The 17,723-nt window shown below is 51.9% G+C and carries 16 protein-coding genes and 1 riboswitch; of the genes, 9 read left to right on the forward strand and 7 right to left on the reverse strand.

Features of this window, described 5'->3' with window-relative positions; genetic code table 11:
• Positions 1-16 precede the first annotated feature (16 nt).
• A riboswitch (TPP riboswitch) is annotated at positions 17-117 on the reverse strand.
• A 36-nt stretch (positions 118-153) separates the two neighbouring features.
• Complete coding sequence (gene sgrR / locus JGF26_RS15055) at positions 154-1,809, reverse strand: HTH-type transcriptional regulator SgrR (RefSeq protein ID WP_128348243.1); 1,656 nt, start codon at positions 1,807-1,809, stop codon at positions 154-156.
• Between the two features lie 88 nt (positions 1,810-1,897).
• Here sgrR and sgrT point away from each other — a divergent pair, with 88 nt between their 5' ends.
• Entirely contained in the window at positions 1,898-2,050 is a 153-nt protein-coding gene (gene sgrT / locus JGF26_RS15060) for a glucose uptake inhibitor SgrT (RefSeq protein WP_032666766.1), read from the forward strand.
• Between the two features lie 120 nt (positions 2,051-2,170).
• On the forward strand, positions 2,171-3,349 hold the full coding sequence (locus JGF26_RS15065) for a sugar efflux transporter (protein ID WP_134708287.1): 1,179 nt from the start codon (positions 2,171-2,173) through the stop codon (positions 3,347-3,349).
• A gap of 46 nt (positions 3,350-3,395) precedes the next feature.
• On the opposite strand, the gene JGF26_RS15070 is transcribed toward JGF26_RS15065, so the two are convergent.
• The 6 genes from JGF26_RS15070 to leuA form a co-directional block, all read right to left on the reverse strand.
• Entirely contained in the window at positions 3,396-3,977 is a 582-nt protein-coding gene (locus tag JGF26_RS15070; protein WP_134708288.1) for a cytochrome b/b6 domain-containing protein, read from the reverse strand.
• A 111-nt stretch (positions 3,978-4,088) separates the two neighbouring features.
• Entirely contained in the window at positions 4,089-4,979 is an 891-nt protein-coding gene (locus JGF26_RS15075) for a cation diffusion facilitator family transporter (RefSeq protein ID WP_134708289.1), read from the reverse strand.
• 164 nt (positions 4,980-5,143) lie between these two features.
• Complete coding sequence (gene leuD, locus JGF26_RS15080; RefSeq protein WP_028016669.1) at positions 5,144-5,749, reverse strand: 3-isopropylmalate dehydratase small subunit; 606 nt, start codon at positions 5,747-5,749, stop codon at positions 5,144-5,146.
• Positions 5,750-5,759: 10 nt separating this feature from the next.
• A complete protein-coding gene (gene leuC / locus JGF26_RS15085) occupies positions 5,760-7,160 on the reverse strand; it encodes a 3-isopropylmalate dehydratase large subunit (RefSeq protein ID WP_028016670.1) in 1,401 nt (466 codons plus the stop codon).
• A gap of 2 nt (positions 7,161-7,162) precedes the next feature.
• Complete coding sequence (gene leuB, locus JGF26_RS15090) at positions 7,163-8,254, reverse strand: 3-isopropylmalate dehydrogenase (RefSeq protein WP_134708290.1); 1,092 nt, start codon at positions 8,252-8,254, stop codon at positions 7,163-7,165.
• The gene (gene leuA / locus JGF26_RS15095) at positions 8,254-9,825 is read right to left on the reverse strand and encodes a 2-isopropylmalate synthase (protein ID WP_028016672.1); all 1,572 of its coding nucleotides are present in this window, start codon (positions 9,823-9,825) and stop codon (positions 8,254-8,256) included. The genes leuB and leuA overlap by 1 nt, the downstream gene beginning before the upstream one ends.
• A gap of 772 nt (positions 9,826-10,597) precedes the next feature.
• On the opposite strand from leuA, the gene leuO reads away from it, so the two are divergent.
• From leuO to ftsL, 7 genes are all read left to right on the forward strand, one after another.
• Positions 10,598-11,560: a transcriptional regulator LeuO gene (leuO, locus tag JGF26_RS15105; RefSeq protein WP_276321488.1), complete on the forward strand. Its 963-nt coding sequence runs from the start codon at positions 10,598-10,600 to the stop codon at positions 11,558-11,560.
• 379 nt (positions 11,561-11,939) lie between these two features.
• Positions 11,940-13,664: an acetolactate synthase 3 large subunit gene (gene ilvI / locus JGF26_RS15110; protein ID WP_028016674.1), complete on the forward strand. Its 1,725-nt coding sequence runs from the start codon at positions 11,940-11,942 to the stop codon at positions 13,662-13,664.
• 1 nt (position 13,665) lies between these two features.
• On the forward strand, positions 13,666-14,157 hold the full coding sequence (ilvN, locus tag JGF26_RS15115) for an acetolactate synthase small subunit (RefSeq protein ID WP_028016675.1): 492 nt from the start codon (positions 13,666-13,668) through the stop codon (positions 14,155-14,157).
• 179 nt (positions 14,158-14,336) lie between these two features.
• Complete coding sequence (gene cra, locus JGF26_RS15120; RefSeq protein ID WP_028016676.1) at positions 14,337-15,344, forward strand: catabolite repressor/activator; 1,008 nt, start codon at positions 14,337-14,339, stop codon at positions 15,342-15,344.
• Between the two features lie 599 nt (positions 15,345-15,943).
• Positions 15,944-16,402 carry a division/cell wall cluster transcriptional repressor MraZ gene (gene mraZ / locus JGF26_RS15125; protein WP_021240528.1) on the forward strand — a complete coding sequence of 153 codons (459 nt, stop codon included), beginning with the start codon at positions 15,944-15,946 and terminating at the stop codon, positions 16,400-16,402.
• A gap of 2 nt (positions 16,403-16,404) precedes the next feature.
• Positions 16,405-17,346, forward strand: coding sequence for a 16S rRNA (cytosine(1402)-N(4))-methyltransferase RsmH (gene rsmH / locus JGF26_RS15130; protein ID WP_028016677.1), 942 nt, complete (start codon positions 16,405-16,407; stop codon positions 17,344-17,346).
• On the forward strand, positions 17,343-17,708 hold the full coding sequence (gene ftsL, locus JGF26_RS15135) for a cell division protein FtsL (protein ID WP_014830643.1): 366 nt from the start codon (positions 17,343-17,345) through the stop codon (positions 17,706-17,708). Before rsmH ends, ftsL begins: the two co-directional genes overlap by 4 nt.
• Positions 17,709-17,723: the final 15 nt, after the last annotated feature.

Genomic DNA, 17,723 nt, shown 5'->3' on the forward strand with positions numbered 1-17,723 from the left:
TGAGTGGCAAAGGATTTTGAGCAACAGCCTCAAATCCCTTCGCCGGCGTTATCCGGATCAGGTTCGACGGGTATTATCTCAGCGCACATCAGTGATGCAGCACCCCGTTGAGAACGGCGCTATTGTAATGATTTGGTGAATATTGCGAAAGCGTTATGGCTCCGGCGGGGCAAACCAGGCGGATTTAAAATCAAACCAGCCTAAGGTGTTCATCCGCAGGCCGCGCATACTGCGCTGACCCTGAATCATCAGCCAGTGATGGATCAGCGGCACAATCGCCTGCTGCGCGAGCAGTTGCTGACACCACGAGGCCAGGTTCATCTCACCTGCTCGCCACCGGGCGGCATCCTGCTGCCAGTCGCGTTCGATGCAGTGCTGGATCAGCGGCACTTCATACAGGTGAGAGAACAGCGAGAAATCGAGCGGTAGGGTGAAGTTGGCGCTGTTCAGCCAGATATCACTGACGATATCTCCGCGGTGCCATTCATCATAATCGACCTCCTGAATGTCGAGATGAACGCCTTCAGCAGCCAGCAGTTTGCTCATGATCCGGGCGATAAAGCGGTGTTCCACATGATCACGGTAATAGGTCAACGTGATCGACTCCAGCCCGGCAGGCTTTTCACCGTGAACCGGTCGGGCGTGATGCCAGCGAGGGAGCAGGCCGTATGCCGGGAACCAGTATGTCTGGTATTGTTCTTCTGCCTGATAGATAAGGTTAGCCGGAGAGAGAACGTGGCTAACCCACCTGCGTACCTCGCGACTGGCACCGCGATGGCTGCGAGCGTCAAACAGCAGGTAATAGCAGCCTTCTTCAAGACGGCTTTCAACCGCTTTTTCCCCCTCGGTTGGCCCTTCCAGCGTTAAGCCGCAGCTCAACTCTTCGCTGATGTCAGGCAGAACCCAGACGTTGACTTCATCGATCAGCGCGCGATAGCCAAAGTAGTCGTCAAAGGCGCGAATTTTAAGCTGGTTGCTGGTATTGCGCGTCACTGCGTAAGGGCCTGTCCCTACGGGCTGGCTGGCAAAATGAGGCAGAGATGCCCATTCGCGCGGCAGGATCATCGACGGAACATAGCCCATTAGCCACGGCAACCACTGGTCTGGCTCGGACAGTTCGATGTCAACGGTCCATGCTGTCGGGGAGTGGATCCGCGAGACATGGGCATACAGAGGAAGTGTGCGCGCGCGCTGAAGAGAATCAATGACGTCGCTCATCTCCAGCTCGCGGCCGTGGTGAAAGTGGATGCCAGGGCGTAAAAAAAAGCGCCAGTGAAGCGGGGAAAGTTGCTGCCAGTGGTGCGCAATATCTGCTTCCAGTTCCCCATTTTCCTCATTTATGCGCGTCAGGCCGCTGAAGATTTGTCGGGCCATATGGGTTTCAGAGCGACGCAACGCCGTGCCGGGTAACAGATTTTTCATTGGCCGATAGTAGAGCACCCGCAGGATGTGTCGGCCCTGACGAAAACTGCGCCCGAGATGTGAAACCAGCATCTGGCGTACGGCCGCTTTGTCGCCGACCAGCTGTACCAGCTGATCGATGCGATCCTGCTCCAGCAAATCTTCTGCACGCTGCTGCTGTAGCGCTAACCCGGTATAGAGAAAGGTCAGACGCGAGCGTTTGCCGCGACCCGCTTCTGCTTCCCAGCTCAACCAGCCTTGCTGTTGCATGGTGTTAAGCAGGGTACGCATATGACGGCGAGAACAGCTGAGCAGGTCAGCCAGCTCGTTCAGCGTGGTCTCCTTCGATTGCCCCTCACAGCACTGCCAGAGGCGGATAAATTGTTGTTGCAGTCGACCGGAAGGCATAAAAGAGGAACTCCTGACAAATAATCAGCAATTTATTAATCCCTATATTAAGCCAATAATAGTTCCCGATGAAGTGAGGAGGTAAATTATGAAGAGGTCTACCGCACGTCAGTTTTATCAGCACTATTTTTCAGCGACAAAAGGAACGTCCTGGCTGGCCCGCCAGTGTGCAGAGCAACGGCTGAAAATTCTGGAAGACCTGATGCAGTGGGACGTTACGAAAGCGACCTCTTCTCGCTGACTCGCCTCGATCATGTGTGACTGAGTATTGGTGCTTATCACCCGCCAGCAAAATGTTTTTGCTGGCTTTTTTCGTTTATTCTTTCACCCAATTTCGATTCGCTTTCACAAGGATTTTCGCATGCTCTGGTTGATGACAATGGGGCGACGCCTGAATGGCGTCTACGCCGCTTTTATGCTGGTGTCCTTTATGATGGGCGTTGCGGGGGCGCTACAGGCGCCGACGCTGAGTCTGTTTCTCAGCCGGGAGGTAGGGGCGCAGCCGTTCTGGGTTGGCCTGTTTTATACCGTCAACGCCATTGCCGGGATTCTGGTCAGCCTGGGGCTGGCAAAACGATCGGACAGCCATGGCGATCGCCGTAAACTGATCCTCTTTTGCTGCGCGATGGCCGTTGGCAATGCGTTACTCTTTGCCTTTAATCGTCATTATCTGACGCTTATCACCTGCGGCGTGCTGCTGGCGTCACTGGCCAATACCGCCATGCCGCAGCTGTTCGCACTGGCGCGTGAGTATGCCGACAATTCCGCGCGGGAAGTGGTGATGTTCAGTTCGGTGATGCGTGCTCAGCTTTCCCTGGCGTGGGTTATTGGCCCGCCTCTGGCCTTCATGCTGGCATTGAATTACGGCTTTACCGCCATGTTCTCCATTGCGGCAGGCATTTTTGCGATAAGCCTTGTGTTGATTGCTTTCGCGCTGCCGTCTGTGGCGCGCGTCGAGCAGACAACGGACAAACCCATTACTCAGGTGAGCGGCTGGCAGGACAAAAATGTCCGCATGCTGTTTATCGCCTCCACGCTGATGTGGACCTGCAACACGATGTATATCATCGACATGCCGCTGTGGATCAGCAGTTCCCTGGGGCTGCCGGATAAGCTCGCGGGGATCTTAATGGGGACGGCGGCCGGGCTGGAAATTCCGGCGATGATTCTGGCCGGGTATTACGTGAAGCGTTTTGGTAAACGCAGGATGATGGTCATTGCGGTGGCTGCCGGGGTGATGTTCTACGTGGGGCTGATCTTCTTCCACTCGCGGGAGGCACTGCTGGCGCTGCAGCTATTTAACGCTGTGTTTATTGGGATTATCGCCGGAATAGGCATGCTCTGGTTCCAGGATTTAATGCCTGGCCGTGCGGGCTCGGCGACCACGCTTTTTACCAACAGTATTTCCACCGGGGTGATTCTGGCGGGGGTGATTCAGGGGGCGCTGTCGCAAAGCTATGGACATGCGTCGGTCTACTGGATGATTGCGGCGATTTCGTTGGTTACGCTTGGGCTGACCTGCCGCGTAAAAGACGTGTGATCGGATGAATGAGAGGAGCCCGGGTCTCCGGGCTCAGCAAAGCTTTCTATTCCGAATACTGATATTTACGCTGTGCGCGTAAAGTCAGGTACATATGCACGAGACCCATAAATCCGTGTCCCCAGAAGTAGGTCTCAATAAATACCGTCAGGAATTTATGCAAATCTAAGACGGATTCCGTGACGGATGAAACCGGTCCGAGCGTGGCGTTCAGCACGAACCAGACAGCGCCGCAGAGTGCGACGCCCAGCAGTGCCAGAACCCCTAAACCTTGCACCGTTGCCGCCATCCCGCCAGCGTGAGCATCAGGAACCTGACGTTGCAAGAGAGTGCGAATATCATCAACGATTCCGCTGAAGTCCAGTGCCAGCCACGCGAAGTAATACTTAAATCCGCGCTGGGTTAACATCCATGCCATCATGGCAATACCGCAAAAAATTAAACCAAAGCCTGAAATAACATGAACCCAGGTGACAATCGCGTTCAGACCCGATTCACCAAGTGCTTCGCTTTCAGTAAAGTTGGAATTAATAATCTGGGCCAGCACCAGTACTGCAACAAGAATGTGCAGTATGCGAAGAAAAGGGGTTTCTTTATGGGGAAGCGTACCGCGTATTGTTGGATTCATCGCTTTTTACCTCAATGATGAGAGAGCTGATGCGATGGAGTGTGACGCAGATTAATTAACGAAACCTTAACGATAAATAAAATGCATCACACCGTAATCATCCACACTATTTTAGTGTGCCGGATCAATATGCGTCATAACATTAAGCACATTAAATTTTTGCATCACGTTGTTTCTGGCCTTCACGGCAATTTCATGTCCTTCTTTTACGCTTAATTCTCCGTCGACTTCAAGATGAACATCGACAAGGGCTAAGTCGCCCATCTTGCGGGTTTTTAAGTCATGGATCCCGGCGACACCTTCGGTTTCGAGCAAACACGTTTTGATGTCGCGCTCAAGGTCAGGTTCAAGCGAACGATCCATCAGGTCGTGCAGCGCGTCAGCAGAGAATTTGTATCCCATATGAGCGATGAACATCCCGACAATCAGGGCTGCAACCAGGTCCATAGAGTGAAAGCCCATTAAATTCCCGGCTATACCAATGGCGACAACCACGGATGAAGCCGCGTCAGAACGGGCATGCCAGGCATTAGCTATCAGTAGTGAGGACTGGATGCGTTTTCCCGTTGCAAGCATGTATCTGAACAGACTTTCCTTAATCACTAAAGCCAGTATCGCTACCCATAGCGCGGCTCCTTTCACTGTCTGGTGCGTCTCAGGGTTGAGCAGTTTATTGCCCGCCGACCAGAGCATTCCAATGCCCACAAGCAGCAAAATAGCACCAATAATGAGCTTTGCTCCGTTTTCGAAGCGAAGGTGACCATAATGATGATCGATATCTGAGGCTTTCTGGCTTTTCTTGTTCGCAATCAGAACGACAAAATCAGAAGATAAATCGGAAAGAGAATGAATCCCATCAGCAATTAACCCTTGCGAGCCGGAAAATAGTCCTGCAATGATTTGAAAACCAGTAAGTAATATATTTATTACCACGCTAACTAATGTGCATTTATGTATTTTTTGAGAACGGAAGTGAGACTTATTGCTATTTTGCTTTTCCATTTATATTTCCGCTGTAAGCCAACTTTTAGATTATCTTGCGCAGGCATTATTAAATTGACATTAAATATAATGTCATTAGCGGATATTTTTTCGAAAACGGCGTGTCAGGAGTGGTGGGTAAGGGAATAAAGCGTGGCCTGCAGAATAAACTGCAGGCCAGAGGTTTACTTCATAAACGCAGGCTGTTTGTGTTCGTAAGTTGCAATTGCCGCTTCGTGCTGGAGTGTTAAACCAATGCTGTCGAGACCGTTCAGCATGCAGTGACGACGGAACGCATCAATGCTGAAGCTGTAGGTCTTATCCCCGGCTTTCACGACTTCTGCTTCCAGATCCACCTCAAACGAAATACCTGGATTTGCCTGAACCAGAGCGAATAACTCGTCGACCTGCTCGTCCTTCAGTGTGACCGGCAAAAGCTGGTTGTTGAAACTGTTGCCGTAAAAGATATCCGCGAAACTTGGGGCGATAACCACTTTAAACCCGTAGTCGGTCAGGGCCCACGGAGCGTGCTCACGTGATGATCCGCAGCCAAAGTTTTCCCGCGCCAGCAGGATCGATGCGCCTTTATATTCCGGGAAGTTCAGAACGAATTCCGGGTTAGGGACTTCGCCTTTGTCATCCAGGAAACGCCAGTCGTTAAACAGATGGGCGCCAAATCCAGTGCGGGTGACCTTCTGCAAAAACTGCTTAGGAATGATCGCGTCGGTATCGACGTTAGCGGCGTCCAGAGGGACAACCAGGCCCGTATGTTGGGTAAATTTCTCTGCCATGATTGTCTCCTTATTTCAGGCTGCGAATGTCGGCGAAATGGCCGGTGACTGCCGCAGCGGCGGCCATTGCCGGGCTGACCAGATGGGTACGCCCACCGCGGCCCTGACGGCCTTCAAAGTTACGGTTGCTGGTGGAGGCACAGCGCTCGCCTGGATTCAGGCGGTCATTGTTCATGGCCAGACACATGGAGCAACCCGGCAGGCGCCACTCGAAACCTGCTTCGATAAAGATCTTATCCAGACCTTCGGCTTCGGCCTGGGCTTTTACCGGGCCGGAACCCGGAACTACCAGTGCCTGTACGCCAGGTGCCACTTTACGACCTTTGGCAATCTCGGCGGCAGCGCGCAAGTCTTCGATACGGGAGTTGGTGCAGGAGCCAATAAATACTTTATCAATGGTTACGTCGGTCAACGGAACGCCAGGTTTCAGCCCCATGTAAGCCAGCGCTTTTTCCGCACTGGCGCGCTCGACCGGGTCAGCGAAAGAGGCCGGATCGGGAATGGCGTCGTTGACAGAAATCACCTGGCCCGGGTTGGTTCCCCAGGTCACCTGAGGCGCAATCTCCTCTGCCTGCAGCGTGACAACCGTATCAAAGGTTGCCCCGTCGTCTGTTTTCAGGGTTTTCCAGTACGCGACGGCTTCGTCAAAATTATCTCCTTTCGGGGCATGCAGACGCCCCTTCACATAGCTGAAGGTGGTTTCGTCTGGCGCAACCAGACCGGCTTTGGCACCCATCTCAATGGCCATATTGCACAGGGTCATACGGCCTTCCATACTCAACGCCTGGATGGCCTCGCCGCAGAATTCCACTACGTGACCGGTGCCGCCTGCACTACCGGTTTTGCCAATAATCGCCAGCACGATGTCTTTTGCCGTGATACCCGGAGCGGCTTTACCCTTCACTTCAATCTTCATGGTTTTGGCACGACCCTGTTTCAGGGTCTGCGTGGCCAGCACGTGTTCAACTTCAGAGGTACCAATACCGAAGGCCAGTGCGCCGAACGCGCCGTGGGTCGCGGTATGGGAGTCACCGCAGACGATGGTCATCCCCGGCAGGGTAATCCCTTGCTCAGGGCCCATTACGTGGACGATGCCCTGGTACGGGTGGTTCAGATCGTACAGTTCAACGCCAAACTCGTTGCAGTTCTTAATCAATTCCTGCATCTGGATACGTGCCATCTCACCTGACGCGTTGATGTCTTTGGTCTGGGTGGAGACGTTGTGATCCATGGTCGCGAAGGTTTTACCCGGCTGACGCACCGGGCGCTTGTGCGCGCGCAGTCCGTCGAATGCCTGAGGAGAGGTCACTTCGTGCACCAGGTGACGGTCGATGTACAGCAGCGGGGTTTCGTTTGGTGCTTCGTAAACAACGTGCGCATCAAACAACTTTTCATATAAGGTCTTCGCCATGATTACACCCCTTCAGCGACATAGCGGGCAATGATGTCGCCCATTTCATCGGTACTGACTGCCGCCATGCCGCGTGCTAAATCACCGGTACGGACGCCTTCTTCTAACGCCCGGTTAATGGCGTTTTCAATTGCGGTTGCTGCATCGCCTGCATCCAGGCTGTAGCGCAGCAGCAGGGCCAGGGAGAGGATCTGCGCAATCGGGTTAGCAATGTTTTTGCCAGCAATATCCGGTGCGGAACCGCCCGCCGGTTCGTACAGACCAAAACCTTCTTCGTTCAGGCTGGCGGATGGCAGCATGCCCATGGAGCCGGTGATCATTGCGCATTCGTCAGAGAGGATATCGCCGAACAGGTTGGAGCACAGCAGCACGTCAAACTGGGACGGATCTTTAATGAGCTGCATGGTCGCGTTGTCGATGTACATATGCGACAGCGCGACGTCCGGGTACTGCTTAGCGACTTCGCCGACGATCTCACGCCACAGAATGGATGACTGCAGCACGTTCGCTTTATCAATGGAGGTCACTTTATGGCGGCGTTTGCGCGCAGACTCAAAAGCGATGTGGGCGATACGTTCGATTTCAAAACGGTGATACACCTCGGTATCAAACGCTTTTTCATGCTGGCCACTGCCTTCGCGGCCTTTTGGCTGACCAAAATAGATGCCGCCGGTCAGCTCACGCACGCAAAGAATGTCGAAACCGTTAGCCGCAATATCGGCACGAAGCGGGCAGAACTCTTCCAGACCCTGATACAGCTTCGCCGGACGCAGGTTGCTGAACAGCTTGAAATGCTTACGCAGCGGCAGCAGTGCGCCACGTTCTGGCTGCTCTGCCGGTGGCAGGTGTTCCCATTTTGGACCACCGACTGAACCAAACAGCACGGCATCGGCATTTTCGCAGCCTTCGACGGTCGCTTTTGGCAACGGCGTCCCGTGATTATCAATCGCAATGCCGCCTACATCGTAGTGGCTGGTGGTGATTTTCATCGCAAAACGCGAACGAACGGCTTCCAGTACTTTCAGCGCCTGTGCCATCACTTCCGGGCCAATACCGTCACCCGGCAACACAGCAATATGGTAATTCTTCGACATTACACGGTTTCCTTTTTGTTCTCTTTATTCTGAGCTTTGCGTTGCAACTCTTTTTCGACTTCAGCGGCGCGCCAGATGTTGTTCAGAACATGCACCATCGCTTTCGCGGAGGATTCAACAATATCGGTTGCCAGACCTACACCATGGAAACGGCGGCCATTGTGAGTGACAACAATGTCGACCTGGCCCAGCGCATCTTTGCCATGACCTTTTGCCGTCAGGTCATATTTCACCAGCTCAACGTCGTATTCGGTAACGCGATTGATCGCCTGATAGATGGCATCGACAGGACCATTGCCGTTCGCGGCTTCCGCTTTAATTTCATCACCACAGGCCAGTTTGACCGAGGCGGTTGCGATATCGCTGGAGCCTGACTGTACGTTGAAGTAATCCAGACGGAAGTGCTCTGGTTCTTCCTGCTGCTTGTTAATAAAGGCCAGCGCTTCCAGGTCATAGTCGAACACCTGACCTTTTTTGTCGGCCAGTTTCAGGAACGCGTCGTACAACTGATCCATGTTGTAATCGCTGTCCTGATAACCCATCTCTTCCATACGGTGTTTTACTGCGGCACGACCGGAACGCGAAGTCAGGTTCAACTGCACCTGGTTCAGACCGATCGATTCCGGAGTCATGATTTCGTAGTTTTCACGGTTCTTCAGCACGCCATCCTGGTGTATACCGGAGGAGTGTGCGAAGGCGCCAGTGCCGACGATCGCTTTGTTGGCCGGAATAGGCATGTTGCAAATCTGGCTGACGGTCTGGCTGGTGCGCCAGATTTCGTTGTGATTGATGCGGGTGTGCACGTTCATAATGTCTTTGCGCACTTTAATCGCCATGATCACTTCTTCCAGCGAACAGTTGCCCGCACGTTCACCGATACCGTTCATCGCGCCTTCAACCTGACGCGCGCCGGCGTGTACCGCGGCTATAGCATTGCCAACGGCCAGACCCAAATCATCATGGGTATGAACAGAGATAATAGCTTTATCAATATTCGGTACGCGCTCATACAGGCCAGTGATGATGTTGGAGAACTCAAAAGGCATGGTGTAACCGACGGTGTCCGGGATGTTGATGGTTTTGGCACCGGCGTTGATTGCGGCTTCAACCACACGCGCCAGGTCTTCAATCGGCGTACGGCCTGCATCCTCACAGGAGAATTCAACGTCATCGGTGTAGTTGCGTGCGCGCTTCACCATGTACACCGCGCGTTCAATCACTTCATCCAGGGTGCTGCGCAATTTGGTTGCGATATGCATCGGTGAAGTAGCAATAAAGGTATGAATACGGAAGGCTTCGGCAACTTTCAGTGACTCAGCCGCGACGTCGATATCTTTCTCTACGCAGCGTGCCAGACCACATACGCGGCTGTTTTTAATGGTACGCGCAATGGTCTGGACGGATTCGAAATCACCCGGAGACGAGACAGGGAAACCTACCTCCATCACGTCGACACCCATACGTTCGAGAGCCAACGCGATCTGCAGTTTCTCTTTTACACTCAGGCTTGCCTGCAACGCCTGTTCACCGTCACGTAATGTGGTATCGAAAATAATGACTTGCTGGCTCATGGGTTAGGTCCTTGTCAGTCTTAGGGCGCCTTGCTACGAGCATAAAAAAACCCGCGCAGTGGCGCGGGTTTTTAGTCTTACTGGTGACGATTCAACGCTGAATTTCGCCCGCCAGTCTACCGCGCACAGTGGATGCGTTTAGTAGTAGTAGACCGGTGAAACGAATGGTGCGAATCATGAATCGTGCTCCGTTAAATTCAATATGCTTTTAGTGGTACTGGATACGGCCTTTCATGTCAACCCCTGACGATAAAAACGGACCTGAAGGGCGTAACAGGCAAGATGCCTGCATTAGCTAATTGTGCTGGATTTTACTTTCATGACCCGACTAATTGTCTAATTTTGGACTTGAAAAACAGATTGCTGAAACAAATAAATATAATTGGTATAAATTGAGTAAAACACGTCGCAGTGAATGCATTATGCTTAAATTATTTTAATATCATTAAGTTATGGGTTTGGTGAATGTTTTTGATGCCGTTTAAATGCCAATGGAGATAACAGGTTGTTAACCAACTGTAGATGAATGGCGTTAACAGTTTAATAATACTTAAGTCATCATTAACTTTATGGTGATTGTATATTGGTTTGGTTTATGGTTTCATTCCTGGCATAAAGTTAAGTGTATCATTTTTGCGATCTTTTGTTTTTTTAGTCTTTGCATCATCTTTATATATTCCGAATTTTAAATAATTCTCTTTTGCTAATCGTATTTGCATGATAAATCATATTTTCCGGGATTATTATCGTACCTTGGCAAAGGGAGTGTAGCGTGACAGTGGAGTCTGAAGTGCCAGAAAATAATATTAAACAACCTCAAACTTCTGATGGGATTAAACCGCAATTACGCACGGTGGATCTTAATCTTCTGACGGTGTTTGATGCTGTCATGCAGGAACAGAATATTACCCGCGCGGCACAAGCGCTGGGGATGTCACAACCTGCCGTGAGTAATGCCGTTGCCAGACTTAAGGTCATGTTTAACGACGAATTATTTGTTCGTTATGGGCGCGGGATCCAACCCACGGCGCGCGCATTCCAGTTATTCGGTTCTATCCGGCAGGCATTACAGCTGGTTCAAAATGAGCTGCCGGGGTCCGGCTTTGAACCCTTAAGCAGTGAGCGAGTATTCCATCTTTGTGTCTGTAGCCCATTAGATAATTATTTAACCTCGATTATTTATAATAAGGTTGAAGAAATTGCTCCGAATATCAACCTTGTTTTTAAGTCATCCTTAAATCAAAACACAGAACATCAGTTACGCTATCAGGAGACGGAATTTGTTCTGGGATATGAAGAATTCCGTCGACCTGAATTCTCCTGCGTGCCGCTGTTTAAGGATGAAATGGTTTTAGTTGCCAGTAAAAAACACCCACGGCTGAATTCTCCTCTACGAGAAAGTGATGTTTATAGTGAACAGCACGCCGTTGTAACACTCGACAGATATGCTTCCTTTAGTCTGCCGTGGTATGACTCCGTTGATAAACAGGCCAGCGTGGCTTATCAGGGGATGGCAATGGTTAGCGTATTAAACGTTGTCTCACAGACTCAGCTGGTCGCTATTGCGCCGCGTTGGCTGGCAGAAGAGTTTTCCGACCCGTTAAATCTGCAAATATTGCCACTGCCGCTCAAGCTGAATAGCCGTACCTGTTATCTTTCCTGGCATGAAGCTGCGGGGCGTGACAAAGGACATCAGTGGATGGAAGAGTTGCTTATTAGCATTTGCCGCCGGTAAACGCATCAGGGTAAATTGCATCGATATATGTGATTTATCCTGACTTCATTTTGATTATTGATATTTTATTCTGTTGTGATTTTTTTTGGCTGCTATCAGGCTCGCAAAAATAGATGAATTACTAAATCATCGCGCTTTTTAGCGATGATTTATCATCGCATCCTCTAATGCCAGATGAATTGACCACATCGCCTCCCAATGTCTGTTTTTTCTGCTTTAAGTACCTCTTCTCTCTGCCGGTTTGCTAATTGCCTGCCTCATAACGAGCGGTTAAGGTAAGGATCACTCTGCAAAATATAAGATTGGTTCATCCCAATCGTAAGACGGTGCGGAAATGAATTCGGCAGTCCGTCTATAACAAAATGCCTGGAGGCAAAGCATGGAGATGTTGTCTGGCGCGGAAATGGTCGTGCGATCGCTTATCGATCAGGGCGTGAAGCAAGTGTTCGGCTACCCTGGCGGCGCAGTCCTTGATATTTATGATGCGCTGCATACGGTAGGTGGCATTGACCATGTTCTGGTACGCCACGAGCAGGCGGCAGTACACATGGCTGACGGCCTGGCACGTGCGACGGGTGAAGTGGGCGTGGTCTTAGTCACGTCAGGTCCTGGTGCAACTAACGCCATCACCGGTATTGCAACGGCGTATATGGACTCTATCCCGCTGGTGATCCTCTCCGGGCAGGTGGCGACCTCACTGATCGGCTACGATGCGTTTCAGGAGTGCGACATGGTGGGGATTTCGCGTCCCGTTGTGAAGCACAGCTTCCTGGTAAAGCAAACCGAAGACATTCCTGGCATCCTGAAAAAGGCCTTCTGGCTAGCGGCAAGCGGGCGTCCGGGACCGGTGGTGGTCGATCTGCCTAAAGATATTCTGAACCCTGCAAACAAGCTGCCTTATGTCTGGCCAGAATCGGTCAGCATGCGCTCTTATAACCCAACAACGCAGGGGCATAAAGGTCAGATCAAGCGAGCGTTGCAAACGCTTCTGGCGGCCAAAAAACCGGTGGTTTATGTCGGCGGCGGGGCGATCAATTCTGCCTGCGAAGTACAGCTTCGCGAACTGATTGAAAAGCTTAACCTTCCTGTAGCGTCGTCGCTGATGGGGCTTGGGGCATTCCCGGCCACCCACCCTCAGGCGCTGGGAATGCTGGGTATGCACGGTACCTATGAAGCCAACATGACTATGCATCATTCTGACGTGATCTTTGCGGTCGGGGTGCGCTTTGACGATCGTACTACCAACAATCTGGCGAAGTATTGTCCGAATGCCACCGTGCTGCATATTGATATCGATCCGACGTCAATTTCAAAAACGGTGTCGGCGGATGTGCCGATCGTCGGTGATGCTCGTCAGGTTCTGGAGCAAATGCTGGATCTGCTGGCCCAGGAGAACGCTACCCAGCCGCTGGATGAGATCCGTGACTGGTGGCAGCAGATTGATCGGTGGCGTGCGCGCCAGTGTCTGAAATATGACACGCAAAGCGAAAACATTAAGCCGCAGGCGGTTATCGAAGCGGTGTGGCGACTGACGAAAGGTGAGGCTTACGTGACCTCAGACGTGGGGCAGCACCAGATGTTTGCCGCCCTGTATTACCCGTTTGATAAACCGCGACACTGGATCAACTCGGGCGGCTTAGGAACGATGGGCTTTGGTCTACCTGCGGCGCTGGGCGTGAAGCTGGCACTGCCGAATGAAACCGTCGTCTGCGTAACCGGGGACGGCAGTATCCAGATGAACATTCAGGAGTTGTCTACCGCGCTGCAGTATGAACTGCCGGTTCTCGTGCTGAACCTGAATAACGGCTACCTGGGTATGGTCAAACAGTGGCAGGATATGATCTATTCAGGCCGCCATTCACAGTCATATATGAAATCGCTGCCGGATTTTGTTCGTCTTGCTGAAGCTTACGGTCACGTTGGCATGCGGGTGACAGATCCAGCTGAGCTGGAAACGAAGCTCGCTGAAGCGCTTGAACACGTTAAAAACAACCGCCTCGTCTTTATGGATGTGATTGTTGATGGGACCGAGCACGTTTATCCGATGCATATTCGCGGTGGTGGTATGGATGAAATGTGGTTAAGCAAAACGGAGAGAACCTGATATGCGCCGGATATTATCTGTGTTACTGGAAAACGAGTCTGGCGCACTGTCGCGCGTCATTGGGCTATTTGCGCAGCGCGGCTATAACATTGAAAGCCTGACCGTTGCACCGACGGACGATCCGACGCTGTCGCGGATGACCATTCAAACCGTCGGCGATGCCAAAGTGCTTGAGCAAATTGAGAAGCAACTGCATAAGCTGGTTGATGTACTGCGCGTGAGCGAGCTGGGCCAGGGGGCCTATGTTGAGCGTGAGGTCATGCTGGTGAAAATCCAGGCCACCGGCTACGGACGTGAGGAGGTCAAACGCAGTGCGGATATCTTCCGTGGGCAGATTATCGACGTCACGCCTTCCCTCTATACGGTTCAACTGGTCGGTACAAGTGACAAGCTGGATGCTTTCCTGGCGTCCGTGCGGGATGTAGCAAAAATTGTTGAGGTCGCGAGATCGGGCGTGGTTGGCCTGTCACGCGGCGAGAAAATCATGCGTTAGTTGTCAAAAAGGTTCGCCTCTTTCAGCCCGGTCACCAAAGCCGGGCTTTTTTTTGCGTAATCAGCCGACAACGCAGATAAAAGCGGTTGCCGCGAAGGCTTTTCTGCGTTTAGATGTTAAAAGATTTAACCATAACCTTGACAGGGCCATGGACTCTTTTCTTTTTTTAAGGGGCAATTGTGAAACTGGATGAAATCGCCCGGCTAGCCGGCGTGTCACGAACAACGGCCAGCTATGTGATTAACGGTAAAGCAAAGCAGTACCGTGTCAGCGATAAGACCGTTGAAAAAGTTATGGCGGTGGTTCGTGAACATAACTACCATCCGAATGCTGTCGCAGCCGGTTTGCGTGCCGGGCGCACCCGCTCTATTGGTCTGGTGATCCCGGATCTGGAAAACACCAGCTACACCCGTATCGCTAACTATCTTGAACGTCAGGCTCGCCAGCGTGGTTATCAATTGTTGATTGCCTGCTCGGAAGACCAGCCCGACAACGAGATGCGCTGCATTGAGCACCTGCTCCAGCGTCAGGTGGATGCCATCATCGTTTCGACCTCTTTGCCACCAGAGCATCCGTTTTATCAGCGCTGGGCTAACGATTCGTTCCCGATTGTTGCGCTGGATCGCGCCCTGGATCGCGAACACTTCACCAGTGTTGTGGGAGCCGATCAGGATGATGCGGAAATGCTGGCTGCAGAGCTAAGAACCTTTCCGGCTGAAACCGTGCTTTATCTTGGCGCGCTGCCGGAGCTGTCTGTGAGCTTCCTCCGTGAACAGGGATTCAGGACCGCCTGGAAAGACGATCCGCGTGAGGTTCACTATCTCTATGCTAACAGCTATGAACGTGAAGCAGCCGCGCAGCTGTTCGAGAAATGGCTGGAGACGCACCCGATGCCTCAGGCATTGTTCACCACCTCGTTTGCTCTTCTGCAAGGTGTAATGGATGTGACCTTACGTCGGGAAGGTAAGCTGCCATCAGACCTGGCCATTGCCACTTTCGGTGATAACGAACTGCTCGATTTCCTCCAGTGCCCGGTGCTGGCGGTGGCGCAACGTCATCGTGATGTGGCTGAACGTGTACTGGAGATTGTGCTGGCGAGCCTGGATGAGCCGCGGAAACCGAAGCCGGGCCTGACTCGTATCAAACGTAATCTCTACCATCGCGGAATTTTAAGCCGCAACAAATGAAATGACTGGGGCGGCGAAATCTGCCCCATTTTGTTGTAATAATTCGCAGAGATAATTCCCTGACAGAAATTAGGATAATTCCTTAGGAATCATAATCGGCTATTTCTCTTAATTCATTTTGACTTTTAAAATGAGCGTCAAAGAACTTTTAAGCGGGTTTAAGCACCTATTTTTGTATTGTTTTGTTACAAAGCCTATTCGGTCGATGAATATTCAGACGTTTTTCCTTCTCCTGTGTCCGCTTGCATGCCAGCCGCCGTGCTTATCGAGCGCGGTGATGAATCTGGCGCTGTTATCCCCTGAGAATCTGTCATAAAATGCTGCCCGCGTCGCAAACTGACACTTTATATTTATCTGCGATGATATTGAGTGAGTCTTAACGCTCGTGTGCATATTCGGTTTTTTTCTTACAAATATTCATAACGTTAATTTTGCCTCGCCAGTTGTGCAGTTATTAACCAGGACTGTTTAACTCTGTAAATAGAGGGCATTTGAGTCCTTACAGGGAGAGTCCTGGCTTGACAAGCTTTTCCCTCGCTCCGTAAACTCCTTTAGGTGGGAATTTGTGGGTTAAAGTGGTGAGGAGGGGTGAGACTGGCATGTTCCGTGGAGCTACGTTAGTCAATCTCGACAGCAAAGGGCGTTTATCGGTACCAACCCGATACCGCGACCAGCTGATTGAGAACGCTGCGGGTCAAATGGTTTGCACCATTGACATTAACTCCCCCTGCCTGCTGCTTTACCCCTTGCCTGAATGGGAAATTATTGAGCAAAAGCTGTCGCGACTGTCGAGCATGAACCCGCAGGAACGCCGCGTGCAGCGGTTGTTATTGGGACATGCGAGTGAGTGTCAGATGGATAACGCAGGGCGATTACTGATTGCACCTGTGTTGCGGCAACATGCCGGTCTGACCAAAGAAGTGATGCTGGTCGGGCAGTTCAACAAGTTTGAACTGTGGGACGAAACGACCTGGTATCAACAGGTCAAGGAAGATATCGACGCTGAGCAGTCTGATTCTGCAACATTATCGGAACGGCTGCAGGACTTGTCTCTATAAATATGATGGAAAATTATAAACATACAACGGTGTTACTGGACGAGGCCGTTAACGGCCTGAATATTCGTCCGGATGGCATCTACATTGATGGCACTTTTGGTCGCGGTGGCCATTCGCGTTTGATCCTCTCCCAACTTGGAGCGGAAGGACGTCTGCTGGCAATCGATCGCGATCCGCAGGCGATTGCCGTGGCGCAAACCATCGATGACCCACGCTTTTCCATCGTGCATGGACCTTTCTCTGCGCTCGCGGAATATGTTGCTGAGCGCGGCCTGACGGGCAAGATCGACGGGATTCTTCTCGATCTTGGCGTCTCTTCACCACAGCTTGATGACGCTGAGCGTGGCTTTTCCTTTATGCGTGATGGTCCGCTGGACATGCGTATGGACCCGACTCGTGGCCAATCTGCCGCTGAGTGGTTACAGACTGCTGACGAAGCCGATATTGCATGGGTAATCAAAACCTTCGGCGAGGAGCGCTTTGGCAAACGTATTGCGCGCGCCATTGTTGAACGCAACCGCATTGAGCCAATGACCCGCACTAAAGAGCTGGCCGAGGTGATCGCGGCGGCGACACCGGTGAAGGATAAACACAAACATCCCGCGACCCGTACCTTCCAGGCGGTTCGCATCTGGGTAAACAGTGAACTGGAGGAAATAGAGCTGGCGCTAAAAAGCTCGCTCGACGTGCTGGCCCCGGGTGGGCGGTTATCCATCATCAGCTTCCATTCGCTGGAAGACCGTATTGTGAAACGCTTTATGCGTGAACAAAGCCGCGGTCCACAAGTCCCAGCGGGGCTGCCGATGACGGAAGAACAACTCAGGAAGCTGGGTGGCCGTCAGTTGCGAGCATTAGGCAAGTTGATGCCGGGCGAAGAAGAGGTGGCAGAGAATCCACGTGCCCGTAGTTCAGTGCTGCGTGTTGCAGAGAGGACGAACGCATGATCAGCAGAGTGACAGAGACCCTAAGCAAAGTTAAGGATTCGTTAGGAAGCAACGAGCGCCATGCCTTGCCTGGCGTGATCGGCGACGATCTTTTGCGGTTTGGGAAGCTGCCACTCTGCTTGTTCATTTGCATCATTGTGACGGCAGTAACGGTGGTCACCACAGCCCACCACACTCGTTTATTAACTGCGCAGCGCGAGCAGATGGTACTGGAACGCGATGCGCTGGATATTGAATGGCGAAATCTGATCCTTGAAGAAAACGCGCTCGGCGATCACAGCCGGGTTGAACGGATCGCAACGGAAAAGCTGCAACTGCAGCATGTTGATCCTTCCCAGGAAAATATCGTAGTACAAAAATAAGGGAAAACGCGACGC

Source organism: Enterobacter sp. E1 (genome assembly GCF_016809815.1).
GTDB classification, from domain to species: domain Bacteria; phylum Pseudomonadota; class Gammaproteobacteria; order Enterobacterales; family Enterobacteriaceae; genus Enterobacter; species Enterobacter adelaidei.

Excerpts from the sequence above, each read along its gene's own strand:
- sgrR (WP_128348243.1), bottom strand. The coding sequence starts at position 1,809 with ATGCCTTCCGGTCGACTGCAACAACAATTTATCCGCCTCTGGCAGTGC.
- sgrT (WP_032666766.1), top strand. The coding sequence starts at position 1,898 with ATGAAGAGGTCTACCGCACGTCAGTTTTATCAGCACTATTTTTCAGCG.
- JGF26_RS15065 (WP_134708287.1), top strand. The coding sequence starts at position 2,171 with ATGCTCTGGTTGATGACAATGGGGCGACGCCTGAATGGCGTCTACGCC.
- JGF26_RS15070 (WP_134708288.1), bottom strand. The coding sequence starts at position 3,977 with ATGAATCCAACAATACGCGGTACGCTTCCCCATAAAGAAACCCCTTTT.
- JGF26_RS15075 (WP_134708289.1), bottom strand. The coding sequence starts at position 4,979 with ATGGAAAAGCAAAATAGCAATAAGTCTCACTTCCGTTCTCAAAAAATA.
- leuD (WP_028016669.1), bottom strand. The coding sequence starts at position 5,749 with ATGGCAGAGAAATTTACCCAACATACGGGCCTGGTTGTCCCTCTGGAC.
- leuC (WP_028016670.1), bottom strand. The coding sequence starts at position 7,160 with ATGGCGAAGACCTTATATGAAAAGTTGTTTGATGCGCACGTTGTTTAC.
- leuB (WP_134708290.1), bottom strand. The coding sequence starts at position 8,254 with ATGTCGAAGAATTACCATATTGCTGTGTTGCCGGGTGACGGTATTGGC.
- leuA (WP_028016672.1), bottom strand. The coding sequence starts at position 9,825 with ATGAGCCAGCAAGTCATTATTTTCGATACCACATTACGTGACGGTGAA.
- ilvI (WP_028016674.1), top strand. The coding sequence starts at position 11,940 with ATGGAGATGTTGTCTGGCGCGGAAATGGTCGTGCGATCGCTTATCGAT.
- ilvN (WP_028016675.1), top strand. The coding sequence starts at position 13,666 with ATGCGCCGGATATTATCTGTGTTACTGGAAAACGAGTCTGGCGCACTG.
- mraZ (WP_021240528.1), top strand. The coding sequence starts at position 15,944 with ATGTTCCGTGGAGCTACGTTAGTCAATCTCGACAGCAAAGGGCGTTTA.
- rsmH (WP_028016677.1), top strand. The coding sequence starts at position 16,405 with ATGATGGAAAATTATAAACATACAACGGTGTTACTGGACGAGGCCGTT.
- ftsL (WP_014830643.1), top strand. The coding sequence starts at position 17,343 with ATGATCAGCAGAGTGACAGAGACCCTAAGCAAAGTTAAGGATTCGTTA.